Source organism: Streptomyces sp. MMG1121 (assembly GCF_001280015.1).
Classification (GTDB): domain Bacteria; phylum Actinomycetota; class Actinomycetes; order Streptomycetales; family Streptomycetaceae; genus Streptomyces.
Genome location: NZ_LGDV01000063.1, coordinates 101,168 through 123,243, shown reverse-complemented (window position 1 = coordinate 123,243; position 22,076 = coordinate 101,168). Strand labels below are relative to the sequence as shown.

General features: G+C 72.4%; 21 protein-coding genes. 6 read left to right on the top strand and 15 right to left on the bottom strand.

Going from position 1 to position 22,076, the window contains the following annotated elements; genetic code table 11:
* Window positions 1–66 precede the first annotated feature (66 nt).
* The 9 genes from ADK64_RS07880 to ADK64_RS07840 all read right to left on the bottom strand — a co-directional run bounded on the left by ADK64_RS07880 (window position 67) and on the right by ADK64_RS07840 (window position 7,917).
* On the bottom strand, window positions 67–600 hold the full coding sequence (locus ADK64_RS07880) for an amino-acid N-acetyltransferase (RefSeq protein ID WP_053656458.1): 534 nt from the start codon (window positions 598–600) through the stop codon (window positions 67–69).
* A gap of 9 nt (window positions 601–609) precedes the next feature.
* On the bottom strand, window positions 610–1,014 hold the full coding sequence (locus tag ADK64_RS07875; protein ID WP_053656456.1) for a BlaI/MecI/CopY family transcriptional regulator: 405 nt from the start codon (window positions 1,012–1,014) through the stop codon (window positions 610–612).
* A 237-nt stretch (window positions 1,015–1,251) separates the two neighbouring features.
* On the bottom strand, window positions 1,252–1,431 hold the full coding sequence (locus ADK64_RS07870) for a hypothetical protein (protein WP_053656454.1): 180 nt from the start codon (window positions 1,429–1,431) through the stop codon (window positions 1,252–1,254).
* 204 nt (window positions 1,432–1,635) lie between these two features.
* On the bottom strand, window positions 1,636–2,283 hold the full coding sequence (locus ADK64_RS07865; RefSeq protein WP_053656452.1) for a hypothetical protein: 648 nt from the start codon (window positions 2,281–2,283) through the stop codon (window positions 1,636–1,638).
* Window positions 2,284–2,464: 181 nt separating this feature from the next.
* Entirely contained in the window at window positions 2,465–3,262 is a 798-nt protein-coding gene (locus ADK64_RS07860) for a type III pantothenate kinase (protein WP_053656451.1), read from the bottom strand.
* 5 nt (window positions 3,263–3,267) lie between these two features.
* Window positions 3,268–4,245 (bottom strand): carboxylating nicotinate-nucleotide diphosphorylase, encoded by a 978-nt coding sequence (nadC, locus tag ADK64_RS07855; protein ID WP_053656450.1) that lies wholly within the window; start codon window positions 4,243–4,245, stop codon window positions 3,268–3,270.
* A gap of 5 nt (window positions 4,246–4,250) precedes the next feature.
* Complete coding sequence (locus ADK64_RS07850; RefSeq protein WP_053656449.1) at window positions 4,251–5,984, bottom strand: L-aspartate oxidase; 1,734 nt, start codon at window positions 5,982–5,984, stop codon at window positions 4,251–4,253.
* The gene (gene panC / locus ADK64_RS07845) at window positions 5,981–6,973 is read right to left on the bottom strand and encodes a pantoate--beta-alanine ligase (protein ID WP_053656447.1); all 993 of its coding nucleotides are present in this window, start codon (window positions 6,971–6,973) and stop codon (window positions 5,981–5,983) included. The genes ADK64_RS07850 and panC overlap by 4 nt, the downstream gene beginning before the upstream one ends.
* Complete coding sequence (locus tag ADK64_RS07840) at window positions 6,973–7,917, bottom strand: Rossmann-like and DUF2520 domain-containing protein (RefSeq protein ID WP_053656445.1); 945 nt, start codon at window positions 7,915–7,917, stop codon at window positions 6,973–6,975. The genes panC and ADK64_RS07840 overlap by 1 nt, the downstream gene beginning before the upstream one ends.
* Window positions 7,918–8,113: 196 nt before the next feature.
* Between ADK64_RS07840 and ADK64_RS07835 the strand changes: the two genes are divergently transcribed.
* A complete protein-coding gene (locus ADK64_RS07835) occupies window positions 8,114–9,271 on the top strand; it encodes a threonine aldolase family protein (protein WP_078992549.1) in 1,158 nt (385 codons plus the stop codon).
* A gap of 69 nt (window positions 9,272–9,340) precedes the next feature.
* Here the strand turns inward: ADK64_RS07835 and ADK64_RS07830 are convergent, their stop codons facing one another.
* Entirely contained in the window at window positions 9,341–9,547 is a 207-nt protein-coding gene (locus ADK64_RS07830; protein ID WP_053656441.1) for a hypothetical protein, read from the bottom strand.
* Between the two features lie 161 nt (window positions 9,548–9,708).
* Here ADK64_RS07830 and ADK64_RS07825 point away from each other — a divergent pair, with 161 nt between their 5' ends.
* The gene (locus ADK64_RS07825; RefSeq protein WP_053656439.1) at window positions 9,709–10,812 is read left to right on the top strand and encodes a DUF5937 family protein; all 1,104 of its coding nucleotides are present in this window, start codon (window positions 9,709–9,711) and stop codon (window positions 10,810–10,812) included.
* 21 nt (window positions 10,813–10,833) lie between these two features.
* On the opposite strand, the gene ADK64_RS07820 is transcribed toward ADK64_RS07825, so the two are convergent.
* A complete protein-coding gene (locus ADK64_RS07820) occupies window positions 10,834–11,505 on the bottom strand; it encodes a response regulator transcription factor (protein WP_053656437.1) in 672 nt (223 codons plus the stop codon).
* 113 nt (window positions 11,506–11,618) lie between these two features.
* Window positions 11,619–12,824, bottom strand: a complete 1,206-nt coding sequence (locus ADK64_RS07815; RefSeq protein WP_053656436.1) for a sensor histidine kinase — start codon at window positions 12,822–12,824, stop codon at window positions 11,619–11,621.
* Window positions 12,825–12,942: 118 nt separating this feature from the next.
* Between ADK64_RS07815 and ADK64_RS07810 the strand changes: the two genes are divergently transcribed.
* Window positions 12,943–14,151 carry an SAM-dependent methyltransferase gene (locus tag ADK64_RS07810; protein ID WP_078992543.1) on the top strand — a complete coding sequence of 403 codons (1,209 nt, stop codon included), beginning with the start codon at window positions 12,943–12,945 and terminating at the stop codon, window positions 14,149–14,151.
* Window positions 14,152–14,168: 17 nt separating this feature from the next.
* On the opposite strand, the gene ADK64_RS07805 is transcribed toward ADK64_RS07810, so the two are convergent.
* Window positions 14,169–15,320: an NADH-quinone oxidoreductase subunit D gene (locus tag ADK64_RS07805; protein ID WP_053656434.1), complete on the bottom strand. Its 1,152-nt coding sequence runs from the start codon at window positions 15,318–15,320 to the stop codon at window positions 14,169–14,171.
* Window positions 15,321–15,351: 31 nt separating this feature from the next.
* Between ADK64_RS07805 and ADK64_RS07800 the strand changes: the two genes are divergently transcribed.
* Window positions 15,352–15,855, top strand: coding sequence for a PH domain-containing protein (locus tag ADK64_RS07800; protein ID WP_053656432.1), 504 nt, complete (start codon window positions 15,352–15,354; stop codon window positions 15,853–15,855).
* 68 nt (window positions 15,856–15,923) lie between these two features.
* A complete protein-coding gene (locus ADK64_RS07795; protein WP_053656499.1) occupies window positions 15,924–17,243 on the top strand; it encodes a PH domain-containing protein in 1,320 nt (439 codons plus the stop codon).
* 54 nt (window positions 17,244–17,297) lie between these two features.
* On the opposite strand, the gene ADK64_RS07790 is transcribed toward ADK64_RS07795, so the two are convergent.
* Window positions 17,298–18,749 carry a hypothetical protein gene (locus ADK64_RS07790; RefSeq protein ID WP_199829520.1) on the bottom strand — a complete coding sequence of 484 codons (1,452 nt, stop codon included), beginning with the start codon at window positions 18,747–18,749 and terminating at the stop codon, window positions 17,298–17,300.
* A 95-nt stretch (window positions 18,750–18,844) separates the two neighbouring features.
* Complete coding sequence (locus ADK64_RS07785; RefSeq protein ID WP_053656430.1) at window positions 18,845–19,969, bottom strand: alpha/beta hydrolase; 1,125 nt, start codon at window positions 19,967–19,969, stop codon at window positions 18,845–18,847.
* A 226-nt stretch (window positions 19,970–20,195) separates the two neighbouring features.
* Here ADK64_RS07785 and ADK64_RS07780 point away from each other — a divergent pair, with 226 nt between their 5' ends.
* Entirely contained in the window at window positions 20,196–22,007 is a 1,812-nt protein-coding gene (locus ADK64_RS07780; protein WP_053656428.1) for a phosphatidylglycerol lysyltransferase domain-containing protein, read from the top strand.
* The last annotated feature ends 69 nt before the right edge of the window (window positions 22,008–22,076 follow it).

The following is a 22,076-nucleotide window of genomic DNA, read 5'->3' as shown; positions in this document are numbered from 1 at the left end:
GGGCCGGTGGACCACCTCCGCCCGGAAACATGCGCGTTTCGGACATAGCCACCTGGGCAATGACGATCACAGATGCAGAAGCATCCGACTGTTGCCCAAGGTGTTCGGTTTCACTCGTTCGAGACCGAGGAACTCCGCGACGCCCTCGTCATAGGAACGCAACAGCTCCGCGTAGACATCGGTGTCGACGGGCGTCTCCCCGATCTCCACGAAGCCGTGCTTCCCGAAGAAGTCGACTTCGAAGGTCAGGCAGAAAACGCGGCGAACGCCGAGCCAGCGTGCGGTCTCCAGCAACTTCTCCAGCAACTGATGACCGACGCCGGCGCCCTTGAGGCCGGGCTTCACCCCGAGAGTGCGGACTTCCGCGAGGTCCTCCCACATGACGTGCAGCGCACCGCAGCCGACCACCTCGGCGTTGTCGTCGCGTTCCGCGACCCAGAACTCCTGGATGTCCTCGTAAAGCGTGACCGTGGCTTTGTCGAGCAGGATCCGGTCGCGCACGTAGGCGTCGAGGAGGTGACGTACGGCCGGGACATCGCTGGTCCGCGCCCGCCGGACGGTGATGGCTTTTGCGGAGACTTCGGGGTGCTCTGCTGACATGAGCGGACGCTATCGCCCGGCCGCGTCCTGTGCCGAGCCGGGGTTCTCCTCTTGGCGCGGTTCGGCGGCTTCGGGAGCTTCCTGGGTTTCCGGCCCCTGGACGATGCGTACGGCGTCACGGAGGGCCTGGCGCTGTTCGTCGCTCATCATCCCGAAGAAGGCGACGAGAGCGGCGGCCGGGTTGTCACTCTGCGACCACGCATCGTTCATCAAGGCGGCGGCGTACGCGGCTCGCGTCGAGACGGCCTCATATCGATAGGCCCGCCCTTCCGCCTCCCGGCGCACCCAGCCCTTCTGATGGAGATTGTCCAAAACGGTCATCACGGTGGTGTACGCGATCGAGCGTTCCTGCTGGAGGTCTTCCAGGACTTCTCGAACGGTCACCGGGCGGTTCCACTTCCACACCCGCGTCATGACCGCGTCTTCGAGTTCTCCCAATGGGCGAGGCACAGCTCAGAACAATAGTGGGAGATCCGGACAATGACGTGCCGGACGTGCACTAAGACTGCGAATGCGAACAAAAAGGGCGTACGACTCGAAGCCGCACCGCGATGCGGGAGTCGTACGCCGAGGGAAAGGCGATGCCGCGCCCGGGCGCGCCGTCGGCCGTGAGGACGGGCGCGGCATGGGCGGGTGAAGGACTCGGGCGGCTCAGGCGTCGCTGCCGACCGAGGCCTGCCGCGCACCCTCCGCGCGCGCGAGGGCGGCGTCGACGGCCGCGTCCTCCTTGGCCTTGGCGGCCCCGCCCTGGGTCTTCACGATCACCCTGACCAGACCGACGAAGAACACGGCCATCACGACCGGAGGCACGAGCGCGGAGACGTAGTCCATGCCTCCAGAGTAGCCACGCGGGAACGGGCGAAAGGGGCGGGGTGCACGAAGCCCCCGGCCGGTGGCCCGACCTGCGCCGACACCTCCGCAAGCAGCCGCCGGGGAGGGCACGCCGGAGGGGATGACGGCCGCACCACCCGGCGGCGAAGTCCGCACGGGCGGTCCGGCGAAGTCCGCACGGGCGGTCCGGCGAAAGATGCGGGATCAGCCGGCGGCCAGTTGGCGGGGCTCGGCGGCCTCCGTCGGCGGGGCCGGTTTGCGGCGCGGGAAGACCTCCCCCGGCGTCGGGATGGGCCGCTTCGGTGCCGTCGGCTCGGGTGCGGGTCGCTCCGCAGGGGTCGGCCCGGGCTTCTGTGCGGGCTTCTCCGCCGGTTTCGCGGGCTCCTCGGCCTCCTGGACCACGGGCTCGCCCGCACCGCCGGGAAGGGCCAGCAGGCGGGTCCGTGCGGGCGGTACGGCGGGAGCGGGCACGGTCCGGGCGCCCTGTGCGAACCGGGCCCGTACGTCCTGCTCGGCCAGCGCCTGGCAGCGGTCCAGCAGCGCGGCCGCCACGGGATTGCCGCGCAGCGCCCGCAGCGCGGCGAGATCATCCGCGGTCGGCCGGTGCCCGGCGCCCAGCGCCTCCTCCAGGATGGTGAGGTACCCGGCGGCCGTGCCCGGCAGCGCCGCCCGGTACCGGCCGAGGTCGGCCACCAGGAACGCGCGCAGTCTGGCCCCCTCGCACATCGCCTCGTCGAGCGACTCGGCGAGCCGGAAACAGTCCTGGACGTCCCCGGCAGAGGCGGGACCGGGGTGAAGGGCGAGGGCGAGGGCGCGGCGGAGCACACGGAGCTCCTCCACGCCGAACGCCATGCCGCCGCGGGATCCGTATGGCGTGGGCATGCGGCGACGCTACCGCTAATCGGACAAAAGTGATGGACCGGAATGCTGTGTCGCCGCGTGTCGCTCCCGGTTTCCCTCGACCGGTGTCACCTGCGGCTGTCTGCAGCCCGGGAACAGAAAACCGGCGCCCCCGAAGAGGGCGCCGGTCCGCTCACAGCCGGGACACGTTCCGCTCGTAGACCAGGCGCAGCCCTATCAGCGTCAGCCACGGCTGGTGCTCGTCGATCACCGAGGACTCCCCCAGCACCATCGGCGCGAGCCCGCCCGTGGCGATCACCGTGACGTCGTCGGGGTCGTCGGCCAGCTCCCGGGCCATCCGGCTCACCACCCCGTCGACCTGCCCGGCGAAGCCGTAGACGATGCCGGCCTGCATCGCCTCCACCGTGTTCTTGCCGATCACGCTGCGCGGCCGGGCCACCTCGATCTTCCGCAGCTGCGCGCCCTTGACGCCGAGCGCCTCCACGGAGATCTCGATGCCGGGCGCGATGACCCCGCCGACGTACTCCCCGCGCGCGGAGACCGCGTCGAACGTGGTCGCCGTACCGAAGTCGACGACGATCGCCGGGCCGCCGTACAGCTCGACGGCCGCGACCGCGTTGATGATCCGGTCGGCGCCGACCTCCTTGGGGTTGTCGGTGAGGATCGGCACGCCGGTCTTCACGCCCGGCTCGACCAGCACCGCGGGTACGTCGCCGTAGTACCTGCGGGTGACCTCGCGCAGTTCGTGCAGCACCGACGGGACGGTGGCGCAGATCGCGATGCCGTCGATGCCGTCGCCCAGCTCGTCGCCGAGCAGCGGGTGCATGCCCATCAGGCCCTGGAGCAGCACCGCCAGCTCGTCCGCCGTGCGGCGCGCGTCCGTGGAGATGCGCCAGTGCTCGACGATGTCCTCGCCGTCGAACAGGCCGAGGACGGTGTGGGTGTTGCCGACGTCGATCGTGAGCAGCATGGCCGTTACTCCGCCTCGCGCAGGTCCAGGCCGATGTCCAGGATCGGCGAGGAGTGGGTGAGGGCGCCGACCGCCAGGAAGTCCACGCCGGTGTCGGCGTACGCGCGCGCGTTGCCGAGCGTCAGCCGGCCGGAGGCCTCCAGCAGGGCCCGGCCGCCGACGATGCCGACGGCCTCCGCGCACTCGCCGGGCGTGAAGTTGTCCAGCAGGATCAGGTCGGCGCCGGCTTCGACCACCTCGCGCAGCTGGTGCAGCGTGTCGACCTCGACCTCGATCGGCACGTCCGGGAAGGTCTCCCGTACGGCCTTGAAGGCCTGCGCGACGCCACCGGCGGCGACCACGTGGTTGTCCTTCACCAGGGCCGCGTCGGACAGCGACATGCGGTGGTTGACGCCCCCGCCGCAGCGGACGCCGAACTTCTCCAGCGAGCGCAGGCCGGGGGTCGTCTTGCGGGTGTCACGGACCTTGGTCTTCGTGCCCTCCAAGGCGTCCGCCCACGCACGCGTGGCCGTCGCGATGCCGGACAGGCGGCACAGGATGTTCAGCGCGCTGCGCTCGGCGGTGAGCAGGTCGCGCGTGCGCGTGGTGACGGACAGCAGCTTCTGCCCGGCCTCGATCCGGTCGCCGTCCTCGACGTGCCGCTCGACCTCGAACTCGTCCGTGCAGACCACCGAGAGAACGGCCTCGGCGACCCGCAGGCCCGCCACGACGCCCGCCTCGCGCGCGGTGAAGTCGCCGGTGGCCACCGCCTCCTCGGGGATGGTCGCGACGGTCGTCACGTCCACGCCGCCGTCCAGGTCCTCCTGGATGGCGACGTTGGCGACGTCCTCGACCTCGATCGGGTCGAGCCCGGCGGCGGCCAGCAGCTCGGCGAGCGCGGGGTCGAGCCCGCACTCCAGGTATTCCTGATCGCCCTCGGCGCCGCAGGCGCAGTCGTCGCCACAGCCGCCGGCGGAGGCGAGGGGAAGGTCGTCGGTGCTCACGTCTGTCACTGCTCCTGAGGGCGCTGGTTGTGCCGGGTCGGGGGGAAGTCTGCGGTGTCCGTGGTGCGTACGGCCAGGGACCGGTCCGGGTTGAGCCGTACGACGATGTGGCGCCGCCAGTGGGTGTCGTCGCGCTCGGCACGGTCCTCGCGCCAGTGGCAGCCGCGGGTCTCCTCGCGCAGCCGGGCGGCCGCGACCAGGACGCGGGCGACGCACAGGAGGTTGGTGGCCTCCCAGGTGTCGACGCCGGGCTCGGCGGTCTTGCCGTGCTCCTCGAGCGCGTCGCGGGCCTCCGTGTGCAGCCGCTGGAGCTGTTCGGCGGCCCGGGCGAGGGACTCCTCCGAGCGCAGCACACCGGCGCCCATGGACATGACGCGCTGGATGGCGAAGCGGGTCTCGGGGGTGAGCAGCGGGTGCGCGGGGCGGTCGGGGTGCGGGACCGGCGCGGGCACACGCGCGTGGAGGCCGTTTTCCGCGTGGGCCGCGGCGATGTCGGCCGCGATCCGTTCGGCGTAGACGAGGCCTTCGAGCAGGGAGTTGGAGGCGAGCCGGTTCGCGCCGTGCACGCCGGTGCACGCGACCTCGCCGCACGCGTACAGGCCGGGCACGGTCGTGCGGCCCCGGGCGTCGGTGCGCACGCCTCCGGAGGCGTAGTGGGCGGCCGGGGCGATCGGGATGGGCTCGGTGACGGGGTCGATGCCGTTGGCCCTGCAGGCGGCCAGGATGGTCGGGAAGCGGTGCTCCCACATGGCGGCCCCGAAGTGCCGGGCGTCGAGGTACATGTGCTCGGCGTCCTGCTCCCGCATGCGCCGCATGATGCCCTTGGCGACGATGTCCCGGGGCGCCAGCTCGGCCAGTTCGTGCTGGCCCAGCATGAAGCGCACGCCGTCGCCGTCGACCAGGTGGGCGCCCTCGCCGCGCACCGCCTCCGAGACCAGCGGGTGCTGTCCTTCGGCGTCCGCGCCGATGAACAGCACGGTCGGGTGGAACTGCACGAACTCCAGGTCGGAGATCTCGGCGCCCGCACGCAGCGCCAGCGCCACGCCGTCGCCGGTGGACACCGACGGGTTGGTGGTCGCGGAGAAGACCTGGCCCATGCCGCCGGTCGCGAGGACCACGGCGGGGGCGTGCACGGCGCCCACGCCGTCGTGCTGGCCCTCGCCCATCACGTGCAGGGTGACACCGGCCGTACGGCCGTCGGCGTCGGTCAGCAGGTCCAGCACGAGCGCGTTCTCGATGGTGCGCAGCCCACGCGCGCGTACGGCCTCCACGAGGGCCCGGGAGACCTCGGCGCCGGTCGCGTCGCCGCCCGCGTGCGCGATGCGGCGCCGGTGGTGGCCGCCCTCGCGGGTGAGGTCCAGCTCGCCCTCGGAGGACTCGTCGAAGTGGGCGCCGGTGTCGATGAGCCGCCGTACGGCGTCGGGGCCTTCGGTGACGAGGATCCGTACGGCCTCCTCGTCGCACAGGCCCGCCCCGGCCACCAGGGTGTCCCCGAGGTGCTGCTCGGGGGTGTCGCCCTCGCCGAGGGCGGCGGCGATGCCGCCCTGCGCCCAGCGCGTGGAACCGTCGTCCAGGCGGGCCTTGGTGACGACGACCGTCGTGAGCCCGGCGGCCTCGCAGCGCAGGGCCGCGGTCAGGCCGGCCACTCCGGAGCCGACGACGACCACGTCCGCGTCGATGGCCCAGCCGGGGGCGGGCGCGTGCAGTCGTATGCCTGTGTTGGTGCCGGTGCTGGTCACGAGGCGGCTCCGAAGGAGAGGGGGAGGTTGTCGATCAGCCGGGTGGTGCCGACCCGCGCGGCGACGGCGAGGACGGCCTCGCCGGTGAAGTCGTCGCCGATCTCGGTGAAGTCCGCGGGGTCGACCAGGGCGAGGTAGTCCAGCCGGAGCGGCGGCACGAAGCGGGCGGCCTCGTCCAGGATCTGGCGGGCCGCCGCGCGGACCGCGGCCGGGCCGCCGGGCGCGGCGGTGGCGACGGCGTGCGCGTCGGCCGCCGCGCGGGACTCCCCTATGGCGCTGAGCGCCTCGGCACGCGCGTGCGTGGAGGGCACTTCGCGGGCACGCGCGCGCAGTGCCTCCTGGGCGGCGTGCCGGTCACGGCCGGCGAACAGCGCCCGGGACAGCGCGAGCGCCGTACCGCGCTCCTGCGGCGCCAGGTAGCGGTTGCGGCTGGACAGGGCGAGCCCGTCCGCCTCGCGCACGGTCGGTACGCCGACGATCTCGACACCGAAGTTCAGGTCCCGCACCATGCGCCGGATCAGGGCCAGCTGCTGGGCGTCCTTCTGCCCGAACAGGGCCGCGTCGGGGCGGGTCAGGTGCAGCAGCTTGGCGACGACGGTGAGCATGCCGTCGAAGTGGCCGGGCCGCGAGGCGCCCTCCAGGCGTTCGCCCATGGGACCGGCGGTGATGCGCACCTGGGGTTCGCCGCCCGGGTAGACCCCGTCCGCGGACGGCGCGAACACGGCGTCCGCGCCGGCCTGCTCGGCGAGCTTCAGATCGGCCTCCAGCGTGCGCGGATACCGGTCGAGATCCTCGCCCGCGCCGAACTGCAGCGGGTTGACGAAGACGGTCACGACGACCTCGCCGTCCGGGCCGGCCAGCTCCCGCGCGGCGCGGATCAGGGTGGCGTGGCCCTCGTGCAGGGCGCCCATGGTCATCACGACGGCTCGGCGGCCGTGGCGCACGCGCGCGTGCAGCTCTTCGGCGGTACTCAGCAGGGTGGTGGTCATCAGGCGTTCCCCTTGGTGCCATTGGTGCCGTTCGTGCCGTTGGATCCCTCGGCCAGCACGCCCAGCAGGTCCTCGGCGAGTTCCGGCTTCAGCAGGCCGTGCGCGAGGGCCCGGTCGGCGGTGGCGCGGGCCATCGCGAGATAGCCCGCGACGGTCTGCGGGGCGTGCTTGCGCAGCTCGGTGACGTGCGCGGCGACCGTGCCGGCGTCCCCGCGCGCGACGGGACCGGTGAGCGCCGCGTCGCCGGAGCGCAGGGCGTTGTCCAAGGCGGCGCCGAGCAGCGGGCCGAGCATCCGGTCGGGCGCCGACACACCGGCCGTGCGCAGCAGCTCCATCGACTGGGCGACCAGGGTCACCAGGTGGTTGGCGCCGAGCGCGAGGGCCGCGTGGTAGAGCGGGCGGTCCTCCTCGCTGATCCACTCGGGCTCGCCGCCCATCTCGATGACGAGGGCCTCGGCGGCCAGCCGCAGCTCCTCGGGCGCGGTGACGCCGAAGGAGCAGCCGGCCAAGCGCTGGACGTCCACCGGCGTACCGGTGAACGTCATCGCCGGGTGCAGGGCCAGCGGCAGCGCGCCGGCGCGCAGGGCGGGGTCGAGGACCTTGGCGCCGTACCGGCCGGAGGTGTGCACGAGCAGCTGTCCGGGCCGTACGGCGCCGGTCTCGGCGAGGCCGGTGACCAGGCCGGGCAGGACGTCGTCGGGGACGGTGAGCAGCACCAGGTCGGCGCGGTTCAGGACCTCGGCGGGCGGCACCAGCGGCACGTCCGGGAGCATGGTCTCGGCGCGCCTGCGGGAGGCGTCGGAGACACCGGAGACGGCCACCGGGCGGTGCCCGGCGAGCTGGAGGGACGCGGCCAGGGCGGGGCCCACGCGGCCGGCGCCGACGACGCCGACGGTGAGCCGCGCGGGGCGGTCCTTGAGGTCTGGCTGGTGGACTGTACTCACGCGACGGCGGCCTTCCCGTTCCAGTCCGCTCTGGGTACCGGACGATGTACCGGACGATTTCTCGTCATGTTAACGCTATCGAGTGCGGGGGCGGCCGGTTGTCCACAGGCTGTGGGTTTCGCCACCCCGCCAGGGCGGCCTAGCGACGCGGAAAACCCGGTGTCGGGCGTGGCCGGGGCGCGGGATGATCGCCGCCATGAGCGATACGGCTGAGCAGGACCAGCGGCGGGCGCGGTACGAGCGCCGGGTGGCCGCCTGCAAACAGGCGCGGCGCGTGCTGCGGCGCGCCCCTTTCGAGGGCACGATCCGCGAACGCCTGGACTGGCTGACGCGGACGGCACCCGAGGTCTACGACCTCGACGAGCGGGCCGACATCTACGGGGACCGGATCGTGGGCGCCCTGGAGGGGCGGGTCGCCGCGCTGCTCGGCACGGAGGCCGCCGCGTTCTTCCCGACCGGCACGATGGCCCAGCAGGTGGCCCTGCGCTGCTGGGCCGCCCGCACCGGCGACCCCACGGTCGCCCTGCACGGCCTCGCCCACCCCGAAGTGCATGAACGGAACGCGTTCAGCCAGGTCAGCGGATTGCGCCCGGTACAGGTGACCAGCGAACCCCGGCTGCCCACGGCCGCCGAGATACGCACCTTGGAAGAGCCCTTCGGCACGCTGATGCTGGAACTGCCCCTCAGGGACGCCGGCTACGTCCTGCCCACCTGGGAGGAGCTGACCGAGGTCGTCGAGGCCGCGCGGGAGCGCGACGCGGTGGTGCACTTCGACGGCGCGCGCCTGTGGGAGTGCACGGAGCACCTCGGCCGCCCCCTGGAGGAGATCGCCGGCCTCGCCGACACCGTCTACGTGTCGTTCTACAAGTCCCTCGGCGGCTTCGGCGGTGCCGCGCTGGCCGGCCCGAAGACGCTGATCGAGGACGCGCGGGCCTGGCGGCACCGGTACGGCGGGATGGTCTTCCAGCAGTTCCCGACCGTGCTGTCCGCGCTCGCCGGACTCGAGACGGAGCTGCCCCGGCTGCCCGACTACGTGCGGCACGCGCGCGTGGTGGCCGCCGCGCTGCGCGAGGGGTTCGCCGAGGCGGGCGTCCCGTGGGCCCGCGTGCACCCCGGGGTGCCGCACACCCACGAGTTCCGGGTCTGGCTGCCGTACGACCCGGGCGTGGTGGCCGAGGCGGCCGTGCGGCAGGCGGAGGAGACCTCGGTCCTGCTGTTCGCGCGGGGCTGGGACCACGGCGGACCGGACCTGGCGTACACGGAGGTCACGGTCGGCGCGGAGGGCCTGGAGTGGACGGCGGACGACGTACGGGCGGCCGTCGCCGACTTCGTGACCCACCTGCCCCCGCTGTGATCACAGCGCACGGGGCCCGTCATCACAGAGCACGGGGGCCTGTGATCGCAAAGCAACAGGGGCCTGTGATCACAGCGCGCGCGGGCGCAACCACCGGCGCAGGACGTAGCGCACGCGCCCGCGCGCCGGTCGTTCGGCGATGACGGCGTTGAAACGCCGGTGGTCGCGCACTTCGCGCACCAGGTCGGCGTCGTGCCGGCCGGGCGCGGGCGGCTCGGGTTCGCCGAGCACGCGCGCACGGTAACTGTCGAGGAGGTACTGCTGGGTGATGCTCATGGCGGTTCGCCTTCTCGGGACGTGGCTGATCTGTGGCTGATCGGGCTCCGCGGCTGCCCCGGTGCATTCAGCCTGGTCGAGCCGGGTGCCGATGTCCCGTGGATTGACAGCTGCCGTCAATCCACGGCGCCGCTGTCAGTGGGCCGGGGCAGGATGGACGCATGAGCGTGACCATCGACATCACCGGACTGCCGCCCGAGCGGATCTCGGTCGTGCCCTCCCCGCTGGCGGAGCTGGGGATGGCTCTGCACGCGCTCAGCGAACCCGGCCACCACCCCGACCTGCAGGGCTGGGCGACCGCCGTCTCGTCCCGGCTGGACCCCCGGCTGGCCGACCGGCTGTGCGAGGCCGACTTCCTGTGGCGTACGACGTTCTCGGACGTCTTCGCCCCGTTCGCCGGCATCCCCGGCCGGCGCACGCCGCCCGGCGCCACCCTCGCCGAGGAGCTGGACCTGCTGGACAAGCTGACGGACGAACAGTTCGTCAACGCCGCACTGGAGTTCACCTGCCAACTGCGCTACGACCTCCAGGAACCCTCACTGCTGGACGACCCGGAGCTGCGCCGCCGCTCCCTGGAGCTGGCCGCCGCGCGCGGGGCCGTACAGGAGCAGTTCGCGCGCCGGCTGCTGGAAGACCCGCCGGTCGTCCGCGCGTGGTTCCGGCAGCTGATGCTCGACTGCGACGAGGCCTTCTTCGCCGACACCTGGGCCCGTATCCAGCCCCAGCTCGCCGCCGACGCCCGGCACAAGACCGAGCTGTTGCGCCGCAAGGGCCTCGGCGAAGCCCTCGCGTCCCTGTCCGAGGCCATCTCGCTGGACGAGGAGGCCGCACTCATCACGGTCGACAAGCTCTCGGTGGGCCGCACCGCCACGGGCGACGGCAGCCTGGTCCTGGTGCCGACCAGCCTCGGCTGGCCGCACGTCCTGGTGCTGCACCGGTTCGGCTGGCAGCCCTCGATCACCTACCCGGCGAGCGGCTCCCGCCCGCAGGCCCCGTCCGTCGAACAGCTCACGCGCCGCCTGGAGGCACTGGCCCACCCGGTGCGGATGCGGCTGTGCCGGCATCTCGCGCGGGCCCCGCACACCACGGGCGAGCTGGCCGACGCGCACGGCATGTCGGCCCCCGAGATATCCCGGCACCTCGCGGTGCTGAAGAAGGCGGGCCTGATCACCGACTGCCGCCGCGGGCGGTACGTCCAGCACCAGCTGAACCTGTCCGCGGTGGCCCGGCTGGGCAGCGACTTCATCGAGGGCGTCCTGCGCTGATTCCCGCCTCCCCGGGCGATCTCAGCCGTGCCCGCCCGCGCGCACCAGGCCGGTCTCGTACGCCAGCACCACCACCTGCACCCGGTCGCGCAGACCGAGCTTGGTCAGGATCCGGCCCACATGGGTCTTCACCGTCGCCTCGCTCAGCACCAGCCGGGCCGCGATCTCCCCGTTCGACAGGCCCTGCGCGACCAGCACCATCACCTCCCGCTCCCGGTCGGTGAGCCGCTCCAGCTCCTTGTGCTGCGGCTCCTTGCCGCTGGAGGGCAGCATCGGCGCGAAGCGGTCCAGCAGCCGCCGGGTGGTGGAGGGCGCCACGACGGCGTCACCGCTGTGCACGGAACGGATGGCGGTCAGCAGCTCACCGGGCGGCACGTCCTTGAGCATGAACCCGGAGGCGCCCGCCTTCAGCCCGGAGAAGGCGTACTCGTCCAGGTCGAACGTGGTCAGGATCAGTACCTTCGGCGCGCCCGGCTCCGCACAGATCCGCCGAGTGGTCTCCACCCCGTCCAGCTTCGGCATGCGGACATCCATCAGGACGACGTCGACCGAGGTCGTGCGCAGCACCTGCAGGGCCTCGACACCGTCGCCCGCCTCCGCGACGACCTCCATGTCCGGCTGGGCGGCCAGCACCATCCGGAACCCGGTGCGCAGCAGCACCTGGTCGTCGACGAGCATCACGCGGATCGTCATCGGGCCTCTTTCCTTCGGGGCGGGCGGGACGGGGCTTACGAGTATCGGCTCGCCGGTCTGCGGCTCACCTGCCGGCTACGGCTTACAGGTGTCAATCGGGGCGCGTGCGCGTGTCAGTGCGCCGGTTTGAGCGGGAGCAGGACGCTGATGCGGAATCCTCCGCCCGGGCGCGGGCCCGCGTCCAGCGTGCCGCCGACCATGCCGACCCGCTCGCGCATGCCGATCAGACCGTGCCCCTGGCCGTCGGCGCCGCCCTCCTCGTACAGCTCGTGCGGGGCTCCCTTGCCGTCGTCCTCGACCAGCAGGCCGAGCCCGTCGTCGAAGTAGACCAGCCGCACGCTCGCGCCCGCGTTGGGGCCGCCGTGCTTGCGCGTGTTGGTGAGCGCCTCCTGCACGATGCGGTACGCGGTCAGCTCCACGCCGCTGGGCAGCGGTCGCGGGGTGCCCTCGACCTTGAAGTCGACCGGCAGCCCGGAAGTGCGGCACTGCTCGATGAGGTCGTCGATCTGCTCGACATCGGGCTGCGGAACGTACTCCCCGCCCTCCTGGTGCTCCCCGGTGCGCAGTACGCCCAGCAGGCGGCGCATCTCGGCGAGGGCCTGCCGGCCGGTGGAGGAGATCGTCTCCAGGGCCTTCTTGGCCTGGTCGGGAGCGGCGTCGAGGACGTAGGCGGCACCATCGGCCTGCACCACCATCACCGACACGTTGTGCGCGACGACATCGTGCAGCTCGCGCGCGATACGGGCGCGCTCGGCCGCGACCGCGACCTTCGCCTGCGCCTCGCGCTCCTTCTCCAGACGTGCCGCGCGCTCTTCCAGCTGGGCGAAGTAGGCGCGCCGGGTCCGCATGGAGTCACCGAGCACCCAGGCGAGTGCGAAGGGCACCGTCTGGAAGACCGCGATGGCGACCTGTCCGACGAACCCGGAGTGCTCGGCCGGCCAGCGGAGCTGCGCGAGGGCCGCCGCGACGAGGCTGACGGAGAGCGCGAGCCGTGAGGCCCAGCGGGCGCCGATCGCCGCGACCGTGTACGTGATCACCAGCATCGCGAAGTCGGCGACCGTCGTCTCGACGTCCAGGACGAGCTGGGCCAGTCCGGTCGCGCACGCGACGAGCAGCATCGGCTCCGGGTAACGGCGGCGCAGCGCGACGACGACGCACAGGACGACGGACACGATCGCCGCTGTGGCGATCGTCCCGTGGTGCCCTGGCACCCCGTGCAGACTGACCACGCTCACGCCGGACAGCCCGAGCAGGACGACGGCCCAGAAGGTGTCGACCCAGGTCGGGTGGCGGCGGAGGAAGTCGTAGAGGCGCTGCACGTAACCCAGAGTAGGGAAACGAGATGCGTGCAGGGGTCAACCGGAGGACCGATCCACACGCGGTGCGCGTACTCCGCAAGGTGGAGGAAGTGATCATCTGTGCGCCTAGTCTGTTCCGGTGACGGATGGAACGGCGCGGGAAGCGGAACCTGCCCCCGGCGACGGGAACGGCGGCGAGCACGGCTGGCGCGCGGCGGCCGAGGCCGCGCTGTACGGGCCCGGCGGCTTCTACCGGCGTCCGGAAGGCCCGGCCGGTCACTTCCGTACGTCCGTGCACGCCTCCCCGCTGTTCGCACGGGCCGTGGCGGGGCTGCTGTGCCGGGTGGACGAGGCCCTGGGGCGGCCCGCGGTGCTGGACTTCGTCGACATGGGCGCGGGGCGGGGCGAACTGGTCACGGGGGTGCTCGCCGCCCTGCCGGCCGAGACGGCCGCACGCGCGCGCGGGTACGCCGTCGAACTGGCCGCCCGTCCGCCCGGCCTGGACGCCCGCATCACCTGGCTCGCCGCACCCCCGGCCGCCGTCACCGGGCTGCTCTTCGCCAACGAGTGGCTGGACAACGTGCCCGTGGACGTCGCCGAGGTCGATTCCTCCGGCGTGCCCCGGCTGGTCCTCGTCGCGGAGGACGGCACCGAACGGCTCGGGGAGCCCGTGACGGGCGCCGAGGCGGACTGGCTCGCCCAGTGGTGGCCACTGCCCGCCGAGGAGGGGCTGCGCGCGGAGATCGGGCTGCCCCGGGACCTGGCCTGGGCGTCGGTGGTGGACCGGGTGGTGCGCGGGCTCGCGGTGGCCGTGGACTACGCGCACACCATCGACACGCGCCCCCCGTTCGGTACGCTCACCGGCTTCCGGGAGGGGCGCGAGACGGCGCCTGTGCCGGACGGGTCGTGCGACATCACGGCGCACGTCGCGCTGGACGCGTGCGCGGCGGCACCCAGGCTGTACGCCCGGCACGGCGCGCCGTGCACGCCTCCCGACACGGCGCACACGCTCCCCGCGGGGGCGTATACGTCCCAGAACACCACGCGCGCATCTTTCGAGGCGCCGTCCGCTCTCCGCACGCCCCCGAACACAGCGCACGCGCCCCACCACACGGCGCGCTCGCTGTCTCCAGCGCGCCTGCTCACACAACGCGCTGCCCTCCACGCCCTGGACATCACCGGCGCACGCCCCCCGCTCGCACTGGCCTCCACCGACCCCTCCGCCTACGTCCGTGCCCTCGCGAGCGCCGGAGAGGCCGGTGAACTCACCGCGCCCGGCGGCCTCGGCGACTTCGGCTGGCTGGTCCAGTCGGTCTGCATCCCGAACCCGCTGGCACCCGGCCCCTAGCCGCTGGTCGCAGCGGGCTACTTGTCGATGTCGCCGACCACGAAGAACAGCGACCCGAGGATCGCCACCATGTCCGCCACCAGCGTCCCCGGCAGCAGCTCGGTCAGCGCCTGGATGTTGTTGTACGACGCCGAGCGCAGCTTCAGCCGGTACGGCGTCTTCTCGCCCTTGCTGACCAGGTAGTAGCCGTTGATGCCGAGCGGGTTCTCGGTCCACGCGTACGTGTGCCCCTCGGGCGCCTTCAGGACCTTCGGCAGCCGCTGGTTGATCGGTCCCGGCGGCAGCTCGACGAGCCGGTCCAGACAGGCGTCGGCGAGGTCGAGCGCGTTGTGGGTCTGCTCCAGGAGCACCTCGAAACGGGCGAGGCAGTCGCCCTCGCTCCGGGTGGCGACCTTCAGGGTGTCCTGGAGGTCCCCGTAGGCCAGGTACGGCTCGTCGCGGCGCAGGTCGAAGTCGACCCCCGAAGCGCGCGCGATGGGCCCGCTCACGCCGTAGGCGTGCACGGCCTCCGGCGCCAGCGCGCCCACACGGCGCGTGCGCCCCCGGAAGATCTCGTTGCCGAGCACCAGGTCGTCGAAGACGTCCATGCGGGAGCGCACGGCGGCGACGGCGGCACGCGCGCGTGCGGTCCAGCCGGCCGGCAGGTCCTCCTTGAGGCCGCCGACGCGGTTGAACATGTAGTGCATGCGCCCGCCGGAGACCTCCTCCATCACGTTCTGGAGCACCTCGCGCTCACGGAACGCGTAGAACACCGGGGTGATGCCACCCAGCTCCAGCGGGTAGGAGCCGAGGAACATCAGGTGGTTCAGCACCCGGTTCAGCTCGGCGAGCAGCGTGCGCGTCCACACCGCCCGCACGGGCACCTCCATGCCGAGCATCCGCTCCACCGCGAGGACCACACCCAGCTCGTTCGAGAACGCCGACAGCCAGTCGTGGCGATTGGCGAGCACGATGATCTGCCGGTAGTCGCGCGCCTCGAAGAGCTTCTCGGCGCCGCGGTGCATGTAGCCGATCACCGGCTCCGCGCGCACGATCCGCTCCCCGTCCAGCACGAGCCTGAGCCGCAGGACGCCGTGCGTGGACGGGTGCTGGGGTCCGATGTTGAGCACCATGTCGGTGCTCTCCGCGGCGCCGCCGATCCCGACCGTGGTCTCCGTCGTAGGAGTCATGGCCCCAGTTTCCCCTACGTACGCTGGCCCCATGGAAACGGGGAGCCCGCTCGAGGCGGGGATACCGGGGGACGAGCCGATGTGGCGGGCGTTGCCGCCGGGGCTGCTGCGGATGCGCCGACTGCTGCTCGTGGTGTGGACGGCGGTGCTCGCGCTGGCCGCCGGCCTGCTGCCGGGCCTGCTCGCGGGGCCGGCGTGGGGCGCCTTCGCGCTGCTGCCCGTGGCGTGCGCCGCGTGGTGCTGGCGGCTGCTGGGGCGCAACTGGCGCTCGTGGCGGTACGCCGAGCGCGCCGACGACCTGCTGATCAGCCGTGGCGTCCTGTGGCGCGAGGAGACGGTGGTGCCGTACGGGCGGATGCAGCTGGTGGAGGTCACCTCCGGTCCGGTGGAGCGGCGCTTCGGGCTGGCCACCGTGCAGCTGCACACGGCGGCCGCCGCGACCGACGCGACCATCCCCGGTCTGGACCCGGCCGAGGCGGAACGGCTGCGGGACCGGCTCACCGAGCTGGGCGAGGCTCGATCGGCGGGGCTGTGACGGCCCCGGGCCACGGCGACGGCACGGACGCCAAGGACGCCGCTCACGCCGATGCCGTCGATGCCGTCCTGGACGGCGGGCAAGGTGCCGAGGGGCGCGCGGCCGTGGTCGAGCGCCGGCTGCACCCGGTCACGCCCTTCCGGCGGGCGTGGGCGCCGGTCGCCGTACTCGTCGGCTGGGCCGCGCACGACCCGAACGGGGCGCAGGAGCAGCTGACGAAGCTCACCGACACCATGCTCCTGTTGGGGCTCGCGGTCCTGGTGCCCGTAGCCGGCCTGTACGGCTTTCTGTCCTGGTGGTTCACGCACTTCGCGGTCACCGAGTCCGAACTGCGCATCCGGACTGGCCTGTTGTTCCGGCGCACCGCGCACATCCGGCTGGAGCGCGTCCAGGCCGTCGACGTCTCCCGTCCGCTCCTCGCGCGCGTGGCGGGCGTCGCCAAGCTGCGCATCGACGTCGTCGGAGCCGACAAAAAGGACGAACTGGCCTTCCTGGGTGAGCAGGAGGCGCGTGCTCTGCGCGCGGAGCTGCTCGCGCGCGCGGCGGGTTTCGCACCCGAGACAGCGCGTGAAGTCGGCGAAGCACCGGCGCACGAGCTGCTTCGCGTGCCCCCGCGCGCGCTTATGCTCTCCCTGGTGCTGACGGGCGCCACCTGGGGCTCGCTGTGCGCCGCGCTCGTCGTGCCGACCGTGCTGTGGCTCACCACCCACAACGTGTGGACGGTCCTGGCGACCGCCCTGCCCCTGTTCGGCGCGGCCGGCGCGAGGAGCGCGGGACGGTTCGTCGCCGAGTTCGACTGGAAGGTGGGCGAGTCCCCGGACGGGCTGCGCATCGACCACGGGCTGCTCGACCGTACGCACGAGACGGTGCCGCCCGGCCGGGTGCAGACCGTGCGGATCGTGGAACCGCTGCTGTGGCGGCGGCTCGGCTGGGTGCGGGTGGAACTGGACGTGGCCGGGTCCGCCAACTCCGTACTGATACCGGTCGCGCCACGCGCGGTAGCCGAGTCGGTCATCGCGCGCGTACTGCCGGGTGTGACGGTGCCTCAGGCGCTGTCGCGGCCGCCGGGGCGGGCCCGGTGGTGCGTGCCGGTGTGGTGGCGCGGCCACCGTCTGGCGGTCACGGACACGGTGTTCGCCACCCGGCACGGTCTGCTGCGCCGCAGGCTCTCACTGGTCCCGCACGCCAAGGTGCAGAGCGTACGGCTGAGCCAGGGGCCCTGGCAGCGTCTCTGGCGGCTCGCCGACGTGCATGTGGACACCGGGGCCGGAAAGACCGTGACGGCCCGGCAGCGGGACGCCCGGGAGGCCGTGCGGCTCCTGTACGACCAGGCTGAGAGGTCCCGTACCGGACGCCGGGACGCCCGCCCGGACCGCTGGATGACGTGAGGCCCGGCTCCCCTCGGGGAAGCCGGGCCCGGCGCCGCGTACGTACGCGCGGTCTCAGGAAGCCGCGCTGCGCAGCCCCTGGATGTCGATCTGCTCGGTCTCGTCGTGCGCGGTCAGGTCGATGATCTGGCCGACGCCGTGCGACTGCGCGTCGGCGGGCTTGAAATCGGCCTCCGCCTCGGCCTTGTGCACGGCGAGGGCCTCCTGGCCGACGACGTCGGCGAGATCCTCGTTCTGCACGGAGTCCAGCGCGGCCTCGGGCGCGGGCTTCTGGGTACCGAAGAAGTCGAAACCGCCCTGGACCATCGGGCGCCGCGCGGGGGCGGCGGGTACGACGGCCACCGCCGTCGGCACCGTGAAGTGCCCGGCGGGAGGCTGCCCGACCGGCTTGGCGGGCTCCGCCGGTGCGGCCGGGGAGGCGGCCACACGCGCGTGTCCGTCGGCCACCGCGGTCCGCCCCCGCGCCTCGTCCTCCGGTGCGGCCGGCACGTCGGTCTCGCTCGGAGCGGCACCAGCGCCGTCCGTCACGCCTTCCGCGGCGGCCTCCACGGCCCCGTCTCCGGCGTCTTCTCCGGCGGATTCTCCTTTGGCGACGGAATCGACCTCGTCCGCGACGGCCGCAGGAGCAGCATCGGCCTCGTACGCGACGACGGCATCCGCATCGGAGTCGTCCGCGCCGGCCTCGCCCTCCAAGACCGGAACCTCAGGGGCCACCTCGACGCCGGGCGCCACAGTCGTGGGCTCGGACCCGAGCCCGGACGGAGACTCGCGCTCGGATTCGGGCTCGGGCTCGGGCTCGGATTCAGGCTCGACCGGAGCTTCCGCTTCCGGAGCCTTCCCCTCGAACCGGGCGAGGGCCGTCAGGGCGCGCAGGTACAGCCGGGCTCCCTCGGGCGAGAACACCGCGTGCCTCTGCGACTCGTCTCCGGCGTCCGCTTCCGTGGCCGCAGGCGCCGCTGCGTCGGCCGCGTCCGCTTCCCTCGCCTCGACCGCTGCCGGCTCCGGCTCGGCGCTGCGCGCGGGCGGCAGCGCGGGTGCGGACGAGGGCACGGCCGCCTCGATCTCCAGCAGCCGGCGGCCCTCCAGGGCGCTCGCGCGCTCGGTCTCCGCCGTGGCGTACCGGCGCAGCAGGGACGCGTGCTCGTTGCGCAGGCCGGCCAGCTCGGCGCGCTTGGCTCGCAGCCGCTGCTCCAGCTTCGCGCGCAGCTCGCGGGATTCCTCGAGATCGGTCTCCAGTTCGGCGACCCGTTCCTCGTTGCGCCATTCGTCGCTCACACGCGCGCGTGTGAGCTCGGCGACCTGCTTGCCCGCCTGCGCGTCCCAGCGGCGCATCACGACCGCGCCGGCGACAGCCGTCGCCGCGGCGGCCGCGGCCAGCGCGCGCAACACCGTGGCCTCGGAGAACATCCAGGGACCCAGCGCGCAGACGACGGACACGCCGGCGATCGCAGACGGAGGCAACAGCCGGTGCAGAGGCGGGGAATGGCGGTGGCGTCCACGTGGCATGGCCAGAAACTTACCGCGCGTAGGCGAATCGCGGACCCCCGCCCCGTAAAAACACGGCCACACGATGGGCTTCACAAGGCGTCAGGGCACAGGGTTCAGTGCGCGACCAGCCGTGCGCTGAGCCACTGGAGCATCCCCGGGATCTCCCGCTTCCAGGTGTTGAAGTTGTGCCCGCCGCTCGGAAGGATGATCGACGAAACCCTGGTCACGTTCGTGTCCTGCACGCTCTTGATGAACTTGAGCGTGTCCTTGTAGTTGTGCTCGCCGACCTTGCTGCTGGTGACGAGCAGCGACGTCTCGGGCGCGGGCAGGTTCTTGAGCGACCAGAACAGGTCGGCGCGATTCTGCAGGTTCTTGTTGCCGTGGAAGAGATCCCCGGTGGTGGGGTCGATCGGCGCCTTGTAGTACGGCGACAGGCCTGCGGCGGCCGCGTACGACCCGGGGTGGTGCATGGCGATCTTCAGCGCGCAGTAGCCGCCGGTCGAGTCGCCGGCGATGCCCCAGCTGGCGGGCGTCTTGTCCACCCGGTAGTGAGCCATCACCGCGTTGCGCAGATCCTTGGCGAAGAAGGTCTCGGCCTGCGGACCGCCGGGAACGTCCACGCATTCGGTGTCCCGCGGCGGCGCCACGGTCGGCCGCAGCATCACCAGGATCATCGGCTGCATCTTGCCGCTCTTGGCCAGCCGCTGCGCCGTACTCGGGTAGTTCAGCTTGTCCACCAGCGCCTGTGCCGTGCCGGGGTAGCCCGTGAGGACCACGGACACCGGGAACTTGCGGGCACGATTCTGCGGCTGGAAGTACTCGGGCGGCAGGTACACGAACGCCGGAGTGGCGAGGTGCGTCGTACGGCCGATGATGTCGACCTTCTGGACCTGCCCGGCCACCTGCGGCAGCCCGCTGCTCACACCGACGACCCGGGATGTGGAGACCACCTGGATCGGACTGTTACCGCCGCCCGCTATGTGGTCGACGACCAGACCCTGGCCGGTCTCCCTGCCGAACAGGTCGGCCCAGCTGGCGTAGAACCCGAAGGCCTGGTTGGCGGCGAGACCCACCGAGGCGAAGATCGCCAGCTGGGTGGCCAGCAGAAGACCGATCCGTCCGCTGACGGACCGCCAGCTCTGCCGTGCCAGGCGCGGCCACAGCCACACCGTACCGATGAACAGCACGATGGCGAACACGATCGCCAGCATCAGCACTTTGTTGCTCGTGAGACCCATGGGCTGCTTCCTGCCTGCACTTTCCGCCCGGCACTTGCCACGCCTCATTGCGAAGGCTTGCCCGGGGCTTTCCTTGCCCTTTGACCCGACTTTCCGGTGAGGAGTGAACCTCTCTCCCCCAGACACCGTCCTAGAGGGCGCAATGTCGCCGGATGCCCGATCGGGCCCGGGTTCAAGGTCTCTCGCAGAACTACGGGATGCGATGTCTGTCAGGATAGATGGGGAAATGTCGGGCGAGGTTCCGAGCCGATCCGGCCGGGCGCGGCGCATACTGCGCGGCCCGCGTCCCGAGGCCGTTCCCACCCTGGTCAGCAGGGCGGCCGCGCTCGTGGGCGTCCTGGACATTGCCGCGGGTGTGTTCCCGCGCTTCCGCCACAGCCGTATGCACGCGATCGCCGAGGTGCTGCCGGGCTCGTTCGGGCCCTTCGCCGCGGCGCTGTCGCTGAGCGCCGGTGTGCTCCTGCTGCTGCTCGCGCACGGGCTCAAACGGCGCAAGCGCCGGGCGTGGCGGGCGGCGGTCGCGCTGCTGCCGGCGGGTGCCGTGGCGCAGTTCGCGTACCGTCACTCGATCGTCGGCGTGCTGATCGTACTCGCGCTGCTCGTACCGCTGCTGCGACACAGGAACGAGTTCGCGGCGCTGCCGGACCCACGCAGCAGGTGGCGCGCGCTCGCCAACTTCGTGCTCATGAGCGCGGGTTCCCTCATTCTCGGTCTCGTCATCGTCAGCGTTCACCCGCACCGGACGATCGGCGACCCGAGCCTGGCCGACCGGCTGACGCACGTCGTCTACGGCCTGTTCGGCTTCGAGGGCCCGGTCGACTACCAGGGCAACACCTCCTGGACCGTCGCCTTCTCCCTCGGCGCGCTCGGCTGGATCACCGCGGCCACCACGGCCTACCTGGCCTTCCGTCCCGAACACCCGGCCGCGCGCCTCACCGAGGAGGACGAGGCCCAGCTGCGCGCCCTGCTGGTGAAGCACGGACGCCGTGACTCGCTCGGCCACTTCGCGCTGCGCCGGGACAAGGCGGTCGTCTTCTCCCCCAGTGGCAAGGCGGCGGTCACCTACCGCGTCGTCTCCGGTGTGATGCTCGCCAGTGGCGATCCCATCGGCGACGTCGAGGCCTGGCCCGGCGCGATCGAGCGCTTCATGGACGAGGCGAAGGCCCACTCGTGGACCCCGGCCGTCATGGGCTGCTCGGAGACGGGCGGCGAGGTGTGGACCCGCGAGACCGGCCTGGACGCCCTGGAGCTGGGTGACGAGGCGGTGGTGGACGTCGCGGATTTCTCGCTCGCCGGACGCGCGATGCGCAACGTGCGACAAATGGTCAAGCGCATCGAGCGAGCCGGCTACGAAACGCGGGTACGGCGCATCCGTGACCTCAGCGACGGCGAACTGGAACGCATCCGGCTGGCCGCCGACGACTGGCGCGGCACGGACACCGAGCGCGGCTTCTCCATGGCGCTCGGCCGTGTCGGCGACCCGGCCGACGGCGACTGCCTGATCGCCACCGCCCACAAGGCGGACGACGTGTCCGGCGAGTACGGCGACCTGAAGGCGGTCCTGCACTTCGTGCCCTGGGGCGAGGACGGCGTCTCGCTGGACCTGATGCGGCGTGACCGCAGCGCGGACCCTGGCATGAACGAGCTGCTGATCGTCGCCGCCCTCCAGGCCGCTCCGAAGCTCGGTATCACCCGGGTCTCGCTGAACTTCGCGATGTTCCGCTCCGCCCTCGCGCGCGGGGAGAAGATCGGCGCCGGTCCGGTGCTGCGCGCCTGGCGCGGGCTGCTCGTGTTCCTCTCGCGCTGGTTCCAGATCGAGTCGCTGTACAAGTTCAACGCCAAGTTCCAGCCGCGCTGGGAGCCCCGCTTCGTGGTCTACCGGAACTCCGCCGACCTGCCCCGCATCGGCTTCGCGGCCATGCAGGCGGAGGGCTTCGTCAACCTCGCCCTGCCGCTCCCGCGCTTCCTGCGCCGGCGCAAAGCCGCTGCCGAGCGCCCCTGCGCGCACGGGGTGGAGCGGGACGTCCGCGCGGCCTGATCGACACGGGACCGAGCGGCGTGACCGAGGACCGGCCCGGGCAGAAGCCCCACGGGTGCTTCTGCCCGG

Bases quoted from the DNA above. Each gene is read 5' to 3' on its own strand.
- ADK64_RS07880 (WP_053656458.1), bottom strand. From the start codon at position 600: ATGTCAGCAGAGCACCCCGAAGTCTCCGCAAAAGCCATCACCGTCCGG.
- ADK64_RS07875 (WP_053656456.1), bottom strand. From the start codon at position 1,014: ATGACGCGGGTGTGGAAGTGGAACCGCCCGGTGACCGTTCGAGAAGTC.
- ADK64_RS07870 (WP_053656454.1), bottom strand. From the start codon at position 1,431: ATGGACTACGTCTCCGCGCTCGTGCCTCCGGTCGTGATGGCCGTGTTC.
- ADK64_RS07865 (WP_053656452.1), bottom strand. From the start codon at position 2,283: ATGGCGTTCGGCGTGGAGGAGCTCCGTGTGCTCCGCCGCGCCCTCGCC.
- ADK64_RS07860 (WP_053656451.1), bottom strand. From the start codon at position 3,262: ATGCTGCTCACGATCGACGTCGGCAACACCCACACCGTCCTCGGCCTG.
- panC (WP_053656447.1), bottom strand. From the start codon at position 6,973: ATGACCACCACCCTGCTGAGTACCGCCGAAGAGCTGCACGCGCGCGTG.
- ADK64_RS07835 (WP_078992549.1), top strand. From the start codon at position 8,114: ATGAGCGATACGGCTGAGCAGGACCAGCGGCGGGCGCGGTACGAGCGC.
- ADK64_RS07830 (WP_053656441.1), bottom strand. From the start codon at position 9,547: ATGAGCATCACCCAGCAGTACCTCCTCGACAGTTACCGTGCGCGCGTG.
- ADK64_RS07825 (WP_053656439.1), top strand. From the start codon at position 9,709: ATGAGCGTGACCATCGACATCACCGGACTGCCGCCCGAGCGGATCTCG.
- ADK64_RS07820 (WP_053656437.1), bottom strand. From the start codon at position 11,505: ATGACGATCCGCGTGATGCTCGTCGACGACCAGGTGCTGCTGCGCACC.
- ADK64_RS07805 (WP_053656434.1), bottom strand. From the start codon at position 15,320: ATGACTCCTACGACGGAGACCACGGTCGGGATCGGCGGCGCCGCGGAG.
- ADK64_RS07800 (WP_053656432.1), top strand. From the start codon at position 15,352: ATGGAAACGGGGAGCCCGCTCGAGGCGGGGATACCGGGGGACGAGCCG.
- ADK64_RS07790 (WP_199829520.1), bottom strand. From the start codon at position 18,749: ATGCCACGTGGACGCCACCGCCATTCCCCGCCTCTGCACCGGCTGTTG.
- ADK64_RS07785 (WP_053656430.1), bottom strand. From the start codon at position 19,969: ATGGGTCTCACGAGCAACAAAGTGCTGATGCTGGCGATCGTGTTCGCC.
- ADK64_RS07780 (WP_053656428.1), top strand. From the start codon at position 20,196: ATGTCGGGCGAGGTTCCGAGCCGATCCGGCCGGGCGCGGCGCATACTG.